Below are 13452 nucleotides of genomic sequence, written 5' to 3' on the forward strand. Positions count from 1 at the left end.
AACACACAAACTTATATACACCCACACACATAAATGAAATCTTTGAACCAGGTTAACGCTGTACAACTGTACGCCAGTCCCCCACATGCACATTACTTTAATTTAATGATGCGCCTAAGTATTCCCTTTTTCTTCCTCTTGTTTAGTGCTGTACAGCTTTTTGCTCAGGACAAGCCTAAAACACAGGATCCTCCACCACCGCTTCCAACGCGTGAGATCAGTGGTATTGTAAAGGACAGTACAGACCTTGGCGTAATTGGTGCCACGGTGAGCTTAACGTCCGATAAGGACACCTTAAAAACGAGTACAAACTCAGACGGGATATTCATCTTTAAAAATGTAAAATCGGCTACCTATACTCTTGTGATACAGAGTATAGGGTATGAGAAATCAAAGGCGATGCGCTTTAAGCAAAACGACATGGTCCCGAGAATTGTGATGGACCCCATTTATCTGAAGGAACAAAAAAATACCTTAAATGAGGTTGTAATTGAAGGGACACCATCGATTACCTATAAAACGGATACCGTAGAATACAAAGCCAGCGATTATGTGGTCCGAAAAAATGCTACGGTTGATGAGCTGTTAAAGAAGATGGAAGGCATGGAGGTGGGTACCGACGGAAGTTTGGTGCACCAGGGAGAAACAGTTGCCAAGGCCAAGCTGAATGGTAAGGAATATCTTGGGGGCGACATTGCCAATGCCATAAAAAATCTTCCTGCAGAGATTGTGGATAAGATCCAGATTGTAGACGATTATGGCGACCAGGCGGCACGTACGGGCGTAAAGGATGGTGACCCTCAAAAAATATTGAACATCACGACAAGGACGGATAAGTCTGTTGGTAACATGCTGAACATGAACGCTGCCGGGGGCAGTAATGAAAGAAAGGAAGCGGGGTTGTTTGGTACCCGGATTAACGGCAACCAGCAGATGGGGATAAATGGCAATTACAGGGATGTGATTAACCTGAATTCGCTCAGTGGCTCTACGGAAACTATGGGCGCCAATTTCAGTTTGCGCGACAAGATTAAAAATAAAATAGAGTATAACGTTAATTATCGTTTCAACAACTCTAACAGCGACAATATAAATAAAACGGAATCGCTTGTAAATACCAATGGCGGGCCGTTGTTCAGTACGAACAACAGCAACAGGTTACAAAAATCGAGAGATCATGAATTTAAGCTGGAGTTTGAGGTGGACCTGGACTCAAACGACTACCTGAAAGTGGTTCCCAGTTTTAAGTACAATTCTTCAAATAATACCAGTAGTTCAGAGGTTTTTCAGAGAAATGAGGACATCAGTCAGGGACAAAATCAAGACCGGAGCATCAGTAACTCAAACTCGAGAACTGCGCCAGAATTGGGGATTTCTGCTTTTTATCAGCATACGTTTAAGAAATACAGAAGAAATTTCTCTTCTCAGATCGATTTAAACAGGAACAACCAGGATCAGGACCAGGAGCAATATCAAAGAACCAGGGCCTATCTTACGGCCGGAGAAGAAGAGGACATCACCAACCGGATTATTGCCAGGAAAAACCTGCGTAACAATTACAGGGGAAGTTTAACTTATGTGGAGCCCCTGGGCCTGAATACGCAGTTTGAGGTAAATGCCCAGGTAAATTACAACGGTTATAAAAATGATGCGACCACCAGGGATATTCTTGATTCAGGGTTTTCGGGTGTTATTGACTCCCTGAGCAATATTTACGATTATTCGTTTACCCAGGGCCGGGTAGCGCTGAACTTTAGGTATGGTATGGCCAGTACCTCAAAAGTGCGGTTCTCTGTAGGTTTAACCGGTGTACCTGCATTGTTGTCGGGTACAAAAGTGAGCCTGGGTACTTCGACCAATCGCAGCAGTTTTAACCTGATCCCGATCGCCAGGTTTGAGTACCGCTGGACGAGACAGCAAAAGTTGTCGTTCAATTATTCGGGAAATGCAGTAGAGCCGACTTTTGACCAGATTCAGCCAGTGCGGGATGTGACCAACCAGAAAAATCCGGTAGTAGGTAACCCGAACCTGGCGGCGACTTTTGTACATACACTGAGAACCGATTACAACAATTATATCGCGAATTCCAAACTCAATATTTCGTTTAACGGAAACGGGTCATATACCAAAAATGCAGTAATCAGGAATGTGGTTGAGATTGCGGATCCGGATATCCCAGGAGCGAAAATTAACGAAACGCGTTTCATAAATGTTAGCGGTGTTTACCGTATAACCGGAAATTACAACGTCAGTAAACAAATCAGCAACAGGAAGTACAGTCTGAACCTGAATGGCACGATGAACTACAGCCACAATTTAAACATGCGTGACGGCTTGCTGAATACTGCGGACATTACTTCCATAAACCAGCGTTTTGGTCCGAAGATCAATCCTACAGACTGGCTTGAAGTGAATGCCGATCTGGGTTACAGATACGATAAAACGGTTAACAGCCTGTCGAGTTTCAGGAACACGAGCAACAGTACGTTCTCTATTAACCTGGATGGGCGCCTATACCTGTGGGAGAACTGGATGCTGGCCTATAATGGCAGTAAACAGTTTATCAGCGGTATTCAGGGAAATACGAACAACAGTCCTTTGATCATCAATGCGAGCCTGGAACGCCAGCTTTTTAACCGCAGGGGACAAATCACATTCCAGGCCTTTGACGTACTGAACCAGAATAATTTTATCAATAACCAGTTGAATGACGATGGTGGTTATACCAATACGTTCGTAAATAGCACCAGCAGGTACTTTATGGTCAAATTGAGCATGAGGCTACAAAAATGGTCTGGTGCCCAGGGCCGTGGCGGCAGAGGTATTATGCGCAGGGGAGACGGCAGCTTTATGTAACAACTAAAGATTTATTGTACAAATACAAAGGGCCGGTGGGAGATATCCTTCACCGGCTTTTTTATGGTAAAGGAAAATTTACAGAGATGCTGAGGAATTAAAAATATTTATTTAACATTGAAAATATTTTAAAGTTCTTAAATATAGGACCGGCAAGTACCCAGGGGAATTAAACATGGCATTAAAGAGCGCAAACGACGAGCAATTGCTGTTAAAGCAGGTTGCTGAAGGCAATGAACAGGCCTTTGCCGCTTTTTTTTACCAATATCTGCCCATTTTACAGCCTTTTGCATTAAAATTTACCAAATCGGCCGATGCTGCGGAGGAGATCATTCAGGATACTTTCTTAAGGGTATGGTTAAACAGGGAGAAACTGGAAACTGTAGAAAATGTAAAAGCCTGGCTGTATAAATATGCCTCGAATGAGTGCTTAAATTACTTGCGCAAGCAGCTTAAACAGGCAAAAGCAATTGACGGCTTCGGCGTTGAGCATCCGCAGCAAAGCAACAGCACTACAGATGCGATTGACCTGAATGATGTGAATTCCCTGGTTAAGGAGGCAGTTGCCAGGTTGCCGGTACAGCGCAAAAAGATTTACCAGATGAGCCGTACTGATGGCATGAGTATTCCAGAAATTGCCGCTGTGCTTGAAATATCACCTAATACAGTTAAAAATGCCCTGGTGATCTCGCTTAAAACCATAAGGGAACATTTACAAAAGCATGGAGTGGCACTTTCTGTGCTCGCTTACATTTCCTTGATCAAATAATTTTTTTGTAGCCGATAGTCCTTTGTGCGGTTTGCGGTTTCTTAGTATCAGAATCTTATGAAAGAAAGCGTAAATTACTTACTACTCAGGTTTGAAGAAGGGACACTTAGCGGGGCAGAAACCGAGGAGTTGATGGGATTATTGGAGCGGGATGAGACTGAGATCAGCGATGCCATTGCAGCGATGATTGCGGCTCAATCGCCTGCTACAGTTGAGCCAGAGCGATGGGCTCCGGTACTGGAAAAAATCCTTTCTGTTGACAGAAAAGCCCCTCAGCGCAGATTGTTGATGCCATTATTCAGATGGGCTGCCGCTGCGGTAATACTAATTACTTTAAGTGTAGGGGGCTGGCTGTATTTTTCGGGAGGGCCGGATAGAGGTTCGGATAAAGCCCGTTATGCCAATGATGTTCCGCCGGGAGGTAATGATGCGATCCTTACCCTGGCCGATGGCTCAGAGATTTCTTTAACTGATGCCGGAAGGGGTAAGTTGTTGGAAACGGCAGGTGTGAGTATAGTTAAGCTGGCAGACGGCCAGCTGGTGTATACTGCAAATGCCGAGCCGGAAAACACCGCTACGCCCACTTACAATACCATTACTACGCCTCGTGGAGGGCAATATCAGGTTAATTTACCTGACGGTAGTAAGGTATGGCTTAATGCTGCATCTTCGATAAAGTTCCCAACCAGTTTTGCACAACAAAAAGAGCGTAGGATTGAGCTTAGCGGTGAAGCTTATTTTGAAGTGGCGAAGAATAAAAAACAACCGTTTAAGGTGCTTACTTCATCAGCTGAAAAGGACAGGAACCAGGAAATCGAGGTCTTGGGCACACATTTTAATGTGAATGCCTACAATGATGAACCTGAAACCAAAAGTACATTGCTTGAAGGAAGTGTAAGGGTGTCTGTACCTGTATCTGGTGCTGTGGTACAGCTTGTTCCGGGGCAGCAGTCGGTCATGAAAAATGGTCTTTTACAAACGGTTAATGTAGATACAGAAGAGGCTGTGGCCTGGAAGAATGGTAACTTTATATTTGCCGGCGAAGGCATCGAAAGTATCATGCGTAAGATTTCGAGGTGGTACAATGTGGAAGTGGTTTACCAGGGCAAAATTCAGCCCAATAATTACATAGGTACTGTATCCCGCTTCAGCGATGTATCTGAGGTGCTGGGCATATTGGAACTGACAAAGGCCGTACACTTTAAAATTGAAGGAAGGAGGATTACAGTTATGCCCTAAAATCTACTAAACGCCTCCTGTAATCCAAAAAAAAGCCAGACCCGACTGCCATCGGAATCTGACATGCGGTTTGGATTACTCAATAATTTGCAGAAACAGTTTATCAACAAACCAAACCAAAACAAATGTAATGAATTTTTACAATGTCTTTAGGCAGGGGCTAATGGTATGCCTGCCCGACCAAATATTGCGGATAATGAAGCTGACCACTATTATCATGATTGCCTTTTTTATGCAGGTAAGCGCAAATGGCCTTGCTCAGAAAATCAACATTTCTGAAAGCAACGCCACAATAAGTAAAGTTTTTAAACAGCTGCAGCAGCAAAGCGGCTATAACTTCGTATATACGTCGCAAATGCTTGAGGGGTTAAAACCTGTTCATGTAAAGCTGAAAAATGTGAGTTTAAAAGAAGCCCTGGATGCTTTACTGGAGGACCAGCCAATCACTTATGTGATCAGGCAAAATATTGTTGTTGTTCAGCGTAAAAGCGATTCGGGTGAGCCCATACAGGCAGCTATAGAAATTAAAGGAAAAGTAACGGACGAGCGGGGAAAGGAATTTCCGGGGGTAAGCGTGAAGTTGAAGGGGAGCCGTGTTACGGTAGCTACAGACAATTCGGGCCAGTATAGAATTACCGTGCCCGACAATAACGCTGTTCTGGTGTTTTCTTATGTAGGTTATAATGCCGTTGAAGAAGCAGTGAAACAGCGTACGACAATTAATGTGAAGATGAACCCGGCGGAAAGTGCATTGAACGATGTGGTAGTGACGGGGTACCAGTCATTAAAGAAAAAGAGTTTAACTGGGTCTGTTACAACGATACAGTTAAAAGATCTGGAGACAGTTTATCAGCCAAATATTGATAAGTTATTGCAGGGACAGGTACCCGGAATGACTTTAATGAGTACTTCAGGAGCACCCGGATCTATTCCGCAGATCCGTATCCGCGGTACGGCAACTTTGAGTGGAAATGTGCAGCCATTATGGGTAGTTGATGGGATCATATTGGATGATGCAGTCAATGTATCGGTTGATGACATCATGACCAACCGTAACCTGATTGCTTCCGGTATTGGAGGTATCAACGTAGATGATATTGAAAGCATAAACGTCCTTAAAGATGCGGCTGCAACCGCAATATATGGTACCCGTGCTGCCAATGGGGTTATTGTGATTACATCAAAAAAAGGTAAAGCGGGGAAAACGCGTGTGAACTTCTCGAGTAACCTCACCTTCGGTGAAAGACCCCGAATTGAAGACGCCTACATGATGAATTCGAAAGAGCGTATCGATGTGAACAGAGAAATGATCCGCAGAGGCGTTTTTAATGCCACCACCCCAGCCGCAGGTGAGTACAATACCGTTTCGGATTTTGAACGTTATTTTATCGATTTGATGGATAAAAAAATTACATGGAATGATTTTAATCAGCGTGTTAACTATCTAGAAACTGTCAATACAGATTGGTTCCAGTACCTCTTTAGAAATTCGGTCACAAACAGGCAAAACTTAAGCATTTCCGGAGGAGATGAAAGGACAACATTTTATGCTTCGGGAAGTTATATGAATGACCAGGCTACAGCCAAAGGTGTTGGACAAAAAACTTACACGGGATCATTAAAGGTATATACCAGGATTTACGATAAGATCCGGCTGGGGGTAATGATGGATGTTAATGCACGTGAAAACAAGAGTTTCTTTGCGGTAGATTCTAAAGAAAATCCTTTTGAATATGCCATATATACCACCCGTGCACAACCGGCAAAGAATCCGGATGGAACTTATAGCCATTTTTATTTGAATGGTATGGAATATAACTTCCTGGAAAACAGGGATAAGGGCTGGCGCAATTCGCGTAACTTCGGTTTCAGAGGATCATTGGATTTAGAATATAAAATTATCAAAGATTTAACCTTTAATTCCCTGTTCTCTTATGCCAAACAAAATACAACAGATGAAGATATTGCTATTGACGACAGCTATTTTGTACGGATCAGAAAAAAGGATAATCGTGAAATAGTTAATGGTCAGTACGTTTATGTATGGAAGGATGGTGGCTATAGAAAAGACCGCAGTTCGTACAATGGTTCAATTACCTTCAGGAATCAGTTGACCTATAATCCGTTTTTCAATAATACCCATTATTTGAACGTGATGGTTGGACAGGAAGTCCGGAAATCCAAGACCAGTGATGTTAGTGCTGAAGTGTACGGTTACGCTCATGACAGAGGACATCAGCAGATTCCACAATTTGATTATATGAAAAAAATGGGCGCGCCGTATTGGAGAGAAAACCTGAACGACGGCGCAAATCTGTCCTACTTTGGTTCTGTTAATTATACCTATGATAACCGGTACACTGCCAGTTTCAACATACGGACAGATGGGTCGAATCGTTTCGGGTTGAAGACGAATCAACTGTTCCAGCCTTTATGGGCAGTTGGAGCCAACTATCAGATGAAAGAGGAGAAGTTTCTTCGGGATGTGGACTGGGTTTCTTATCTGACATTCAGAGGATCATATGGTAGTCAGGGCAATGTTGCTTCTCAGGCTTATTCAGATTTGGTGGCCAGAATTGGTGCTGTTGCCCTGGAAAATCCGGTAAATTATCTCATCATTGATGCGCCCAAGAATCCAAACTTAAAATGGGAGCAGACGTATACCACAAATTTAGCGTTAGAGGCAGGATTTTTCAAAAGAAAACTGATGTTCAACGTAGAGTGGTACAACAAGAAAGCCGTTGATCTGCTGGGTAGCAGACAGGTATCACAGGTAACAGGATTCGATCAGATACAAGTCAATTGGGCGTCTATGTTGAATAGAGGCTGGGAATTCTCTTTGAATACCATTAATATGGACAATGGCAGTTTCAGATGGTCTACTAATGTAAACTTTGGATTTAACAGGAATAAGGTATTGGATGTATACGCCAAGCCAACTGTTCAAAACCTGACTAACCCCAGAAGGAGCCAGTATTCAACCGCGGCAGTAATAGGGCAGCCTATTGATGGACTTTGGTCTTATCGTTATGCTGGATTGAATCAGCAGGGAAGAGCTACGTTCTTTACTGACAAGGAAGGTGTGAAAGTATTAAATGGAATGACCAGTATAGATGGACTGGGCTACTCCGGAGTGATAAATCCTAAATCTCAGGTTGGTTTTACGAATACATTTACCTATAAACGCATTACATTATCAGCTTTATTTGTGGGTAGTTTTGGGAATGTGATGCGCTTACGTAATCTGTCTAATGGCAGCTACTTAGGCTTCCCAGACCCGACCCAGAATATGTCTAAAGAGTGGGTGAACAGATGGCAGAATCCAGGTGATGAGGCGCATACGAATGTTCCGGTTCTTGAAGTAGGTTCAGATAATGCATTAATTGCATTAAACCCTACCAATGGTGCAATGTTTGATAATTCCGATCTCAGAACAGTTAAAGGAGATTTTGTACGTTTCCAGAATTTATCTGTGGGATACGATTATTTTACACCAAAGTTACGTGCTATAGGCATACAAAATATCAGGCTGGCACTTCAGGGAAATAATCTCTATGTATGGAAGGATAAAGCACTGAAAGGGCAGGATCCTGAAGCACAAGGATCACCGATCCTTTCGTATTCATCGACCCGCGCAAGTGCAACTGCAATTAATTTTGGCAACACATTCCTGCCGGTACCGAGATCCTATTCTTTGTCTTTAACTGTACAATTTTAATAGTCAATATCATGATAAAATTTATAAAATATTCGTTTCTTTTATTGTTTATTGCTCTCATTGGCTGCAAAGATATGTTAGATATAAAGCCAGTACATAGTATGACACCTAAATCTCTGGAAGATTTTGAGGCAGTTTTACTTGGGGGATACCCCCGGTCTGATTTTTTTATTAAAACGGATATGCTGACTGACAATGTCTATGTCAATTTTAATGCAGAGGTACAGCCATCCCAGGAGGTTGAAAGATGGTTTACTTTTTCATCGTCCTTAATTGCACCGGGGACACAATCGGATCCCTACTGGGGGCAGATGTATAAGAGCATCTACTATGCGAATTCGGTTTTGGATAATCTGAAAGGTATGTCTGTAAAACCAGAACAGAAAGCACTATTTGAGCAGGTTCAGGGCGAGGCTTATGCGTTGCGCGCCTACAGCTATTTTTACCTGATTAATTTTTATGCAGATGTCTATAGTCCGGCCAATTTAAGCCTTCCTGGGGTACCTATGCCCCTTACAGCCGAAGATGTTAACGTAAACGCGGGAAATAATGTTCGGACACCTATTGGTGATGTCTGGAACCAGATAGTCAAGGATATTGAACTGGCGACTGGTTTACTTACAGGAAAAAAGATCACGGATAGATATAGGTTCTCCTATAATGTACTACAGCTATTCAGGGCCCGGGTAGATTTAATGATGGGCAACTATGAATCTGCTATAACATACGCCGGTTCAGTAATCAACAATTATCCTCTGGCGGATTTATCAGGTATTGAAAAAAGGATAACAGACAATGGCTTTAAAGGCGCATTAGCTTACAACTTTGGGTTTGTAGACACACAGGTGAACAAAGAACTGATGTTTTTTGTAGGTGGCCGTGCGAATGGAAATCCATATTATTATTCTACCGGATCTGTAAAGCCGACTGAACAGTTGTTGAACCTAAGTACCAGGTATGGGAATGTAAGTGATTACAGACAGTTGATTTTTGATCATTTTGAGGAGAATGCTGCGCAGGTGATTAAAATGGGTAAAACTGTTTATAAGATGTATGCCGCACAAGACCTCTATTGGTACTATGTAGGTTTTAAAGCCAGCGAAGCATATTTGATTCGTGCAGAAGCCCAGGCACGTTTAAACAAGTCTGACCTTGCGCTAAACGACATCAATTCGATATTAAAGAGCAGGATGCGTAAAGATTTCGTGAAGACACTAAAAGTCAGTGATTTTGCGGATAATGCAGCCGTATTGGACCGTGTTTTGGAAGAACGAAGACTGGAACTTGCTTTTGATGCCGGTTTTAGGTTCATGGATTTGCGCAGATTGGGAAAACCTAAAATTGAACACGTTTTTAAAGACGCCAGAGTTTTTACTTTAGAAAAAAATGATCCGCATTACATTATGCAAATTCCGCCTTCCGAATCAGAAAACAGTACTGGAATGCCATTAAATCCAAGATAAAATGAAAAAAATAGAGTATATTTTATTAGCAGGTGCAGCCCTGATCAATATGATTTTTGCAAGCTGCACAAAGGAATCCGAAATATTACCTTCGGAAGAGGTGGGGCTGGAGCAACTCTTCAAGCCAAAGGCCAATGCTAACCCAATTGAAAAAGAACTATATGAAAATTACAATGTATGGGTGCGAACTGAGTTTACTGACTCCAGAGAGGTATATAACGCTTATTTAGGACAGGATGTGAACAATGCCCGCTATCCTGCGGTGAAGGTAGATGAAGACAAAAAAGAAAGTGCCTATATTTACATGAAGACACTTTTGTCTAATGTTTCTAAAGATTATGCGAAACAGGTTATGCCCAATGAAGTCTTTTTTATCAAGACATATGGACATCCGTTATATGGGTATCAGTTTAATGTAGTTGCACGGAACAGACTTGCTTTTGTATGGCCAAACTCAACATATGGGGCGCAGCCAGTTGTCGATGCCAATGTTCACTATTACAAAGATTCTGTCTTAACAAGGGAAGTATGGCGTAATTTGAGTGAGATGATTGGCAGCAGGATTCCAGAAGAAATCCCTGGTTTCGAAAAGATAGGTAAACCATATGACGGGGGGGCTGCCTTTACCAAGATCCGGGATCAATACTATATTGATTATGATCTTGCAAAAAGAAATAGAGAATGGCAGGCTTTGGCTGATCAGGCGGGATACCTGGATCCTTATTCCTCATTCTCTTTTAAAGCCGAGTATGCCGCTTTTCTTAAATTAATATTGCTGGAATCCTATGAAAATATTAACAACCAATATTTAAAGGATAATGATATGCGCAGACAAAAGTACGAGCTCTTTGTGAAGTACTTTAAAGATAAATACAACTGGGACATTCAGGCTACCGGCAATAAATACAGACAGGAACTGAATAAGTATAAATAGTTCACTAAAATCGGTTTTACTAAAGAAATAAATAACGTATCTCAATTAGAGGCAGGCAATTCAAGGAATTGCTTGCCCTCTGGTATTAACGCTCATTGGCTGTTAAGCCTACCTAAATGGCAATTCAATTAACCTATTTTGATCTCAAACTTTTCTGTTTTGAATGTAAAACAGAATTAACCATGAAAAAGAACGATTTAAACAAAGGAAAGTTTGCTGGTGCAGCTGCATTAAGCAGAACAGAATTGAAAAAAGTACTTGGTGGAAATGCAGCGTTATTTGCGCAATGTAGCATCCCCTGTCGCTGCCCTGAGGGATTTACTACAAGGGCTGGACATCAGGCCTTTTATATTAATGCGGATTGTAATGGCGAAAACGCAGCATGCCTTGCTGTTGATTATGGTTATTTAAGATGTATGAACTCCGATAATGACGTGACGCTTCACTGTAGTGATGTCTATCCACCAATAGAAGTGTGCTATCCTAATCCTATTACTTAGAATCTAATTCGGTTCTGCCTTAGGCTCTGTTTTTTGGAGCCTAAGTTTAATATGTTTCATAAAAATTGAGCTAAGATTTTTATCCTGTTTCCCTTCCCTGCATAATTGCTATCTTTGTATGGATATACAAGGATGGAGAGCATTTACCAATCGATACCGGACCAGGAACTGGTTGGCCTGCTTAGGGCGGGCGATAGATTGGCTTATACCGAGATTTACAACAGATATAAATTCATTCTCCATACCCATGCCTACAAATGGACGCGCGATAGGGAAGAAGTGATGGACATGATCCACGAACTCTTTGCTACTTTGTGGGACAAGCGGGAAACCATACAATTCAGTACCAGCCTTTCCGGATACCTGTACGTATCTTTAAGAAATAAGATCTTTAACAGGGTTTCCCGTCAGAAGCTGGAATCGCAATACATCACTTCTCTTCAAAATTTCATTGATAAGGGGGATTGCATTACAGATCACCGCGTCCGCGAAAAAGAACTCAGTGCGCTCATCGAAAAAGAAATTTCCGCACTGCCTGTTAAAATGCGTGAGGTTTTTGAACTGAGCCGCAAATCAAACCTGAGCCATAAGGAAATTGCTGAACAGCTTGGCCTTTCCGACCAGACCGTTAGAAAACACATTCAACATGCCCTTAAAATTTTGCGTGTAAAACTGGGCCTGGTACTGTTTCTGTTGTGATCTGATAAAAAAATAAAATATTTTCATTTTTATTTACCCCATAGGCTACACGAGTTTGTCTTCCCTACAATAAGCGCCCTGGTGGCTTTAGACTATGGAAAAAACAAACGCAAAAGAACTGTTGGCAAAATATGAGGCTGGTACCTGTACTGAGCAGGAAAAGGCTTTGCTGGAAAGCTGGCATCTGGGCTATGCGTTTGAGGAGCAGGAAAAGCTGAGCTTTGAGGAACAGGCGGCAGACCTTGATAAAGTTTGGGGCAGATTGCAATCGGGACAACAAGTGAAAACCACACGAATCTGGCCTTTTTTGGTTTCTGCGGCTGCCATTCTATTGATCGCGGGTATTGGGGTCTTTTTTTATCAATTTAAAAAAGAAGAAGCCAGGGCATTTGCCGCTGCTGCTGCAAGTTTGCAGCCTGGTAAAAACCATGCCGTGCTTACTTTGGCCGATGGCAGAAAGATTGTGCTGGATGATGCAGCGGATGGAGAAATCGCCCGCCAATCGGGTGTAAGCATAAAAAAGGCCGTTGACGGCACAATAGTATATGAAATTGCGGACCTGAAAGATACACCCTCAGCTGCCAAGGCTTACAATACTGTAGGCACACCAAGGGGTGGTAAATACCAGTTAAACCTGCAGGATGGTACCCGGGTCTGGCTCAATTCAGCTTCTCAAATCAGCTTTCCGGTAGTCTTTGCAGCCAACGAGCGTAGGGTGATTTTAAAAGGGGAAGCTTATTTTGAGGTGGCCAAAAATGAAAAGCAACCCTTTCATGTGGTTACCGAAACTCAGGATATAGCCGTATTGGGCACGCATTTTAATGTCAACGCTTTTAGTGATGAACCGGCAAGCAGAACTACCTTGTTGGAAGGCTCAGTAAAAGTAACGGCCATTAAGGCATCGGGATCTGTTAAGGAAGTTACGTTAAAGCCAGGTCAGCAAGCCGTGATGAGTGATCAGCTTATGGTTGCCAATGTAAATGCGGAAGAGGCCATCAGCTGGAAAAACGGGCTGTTCCAGTTCAATGACACGGAACTGAGCAGTATTATGCGGCAGGCTGCCAGGTGGTATGATGTAGATGTGGTGTATGAAGGTAAAATGCCATCCATCCGTTTTAGCGGAGAAGTTTCCCGAAATGTAAATGCTGCGGCATTTTTAGATATGTTAAAATTCCTGGACGTCAAATTCAGGCTTGAAAAACTGGCCGGGGGCCGAAGCACAATTATCGTTTCTCAGTAAAATAGCAATTAACAGAAACATAAACATAAATCAA

9 protein-coding genes are annotated in these 13452 nt (G+C 42.4%); all 9 read left to right on the forward strand.

Features of this window, described 5'->3' with window-relative positions; genetic code table 11:
• Window positions 1-33: 33 nt before the first annotated feature.
• The 9 genes from B9A91_RS20905 (at window position 34) to B9A91_RS20945 (ending at window position 13418) form a co-directional block, all read left to right on the forward strand.
• A complete protein-coding gene (locus B9A91_RS20905; RefSeq protein WP_084240999.1) occupies window positions 34-2856 on the forward strand; it encodes an outer membrane beta-barrel protein in 2823 nt (940 codons plus the stop codon).
• Window positions 2857-3031: 175 nt separating this feature from the next.
• The gene (locus B9A91_RS20910) at window positions 3032-3625 is read left to right on the forward strand and encodes an RNA polymerase sigma factor (protein ID WP_084241001.1); all 594 of its coding nucleotides are present in this window, start codon (window positions 3032-3034) and stop codon (window positions 3623-3625) included.
• Between the two features lie 57 nt (window positions 3626-3682).
• On the forward strand, window positions 3683-4864 hold the full coding sequence (locus tag B9A91_RS20915; protein WP_084241002.1) for a FecR domain-containing protein: 1182 nt from the start codon (window positions 3683-3685) through the stop codon (window positions 4862-4864).
• A 196-nt stretch (window positions 4865-5060) separates the two neighbouring features.
• On the forward strand, window positions 5061-8582 hold the full coding sequence (locus tag B9A91_RS20920) for a SusC/RagA family TonB-linked outer membrane protein (RefSeq protein ID WP_159451754.1): 3522 nt from the start codon (window positions 5061-5063) through the stop codon (window positions 8580-8582).
• 74 nt (window positions 8583-8656) lie between these two features.
• A complete protein-coding gene (locus tag B9A91_RS20925; protein WP_262497623.1) occupies window positions 8657-10045 on the forward strand; it encodes a RagB/SusD family nutrient uptake outer membrane protein in 1389 nt (462 codons plus the stop codon).
• Between the two features lies 1 nt (window position 10046).
• Complete coding sequence (locus tag B9A91_RS20930) at window positions 10047-10979, forward strand: hypothetical protein (protein ID WP_084241007.1); 933 nt, start codon at window positions 10047-10049, stop codon at window positions 10977-10979.
• Window positions 10980-11095: 116 nt separating this feature from the next.
• Window positions 11096-11479, forward strand: coding sequence for a hypothetical protein (locus B9A91_RS20935; protein ID WP_144009014.1), 384 nt, complete (start codon window positions 11096-11098; stop codon window positions 11477-11479).
• A 132-nt stretch (window positions 11480-11611) separates the two neighbouring features.
• The gene (locus B9A91_RS20940) at window positions 11612-12178 is read left to right on the forward strand and encodes an RNA polymerase sigma factor (protein WP_084241011.1); all 567 of its coding nucleotides are present in this window, start codon (window positions 11612-11614) and stop codon (window positions 12176-12178) included.
• A gap of 94 nt (window positions 12179-12272) precedes the next feature.
• Window positions 12273-13418 (forward strand): FecR family protein, encoded by a 1146-nt coding sequence (locus B9A91_RS20945; protein ID WP_084241013.1) that lies wholly within the window; start codon window positions 12273-12275, stop codon window positions 13416-13418.
• Window positions 13419-13452: the final 34 nt, after the last annotated feature.

Source organism: Pedobacter africanus, from assembly GCF_900176535.1.
GTDB lineage: Bacteria > Bacteroidota > Bacteroidia > Sphingobacteriales > Sphingobacteriaceae > Pedobacter > Pedobacter africanus.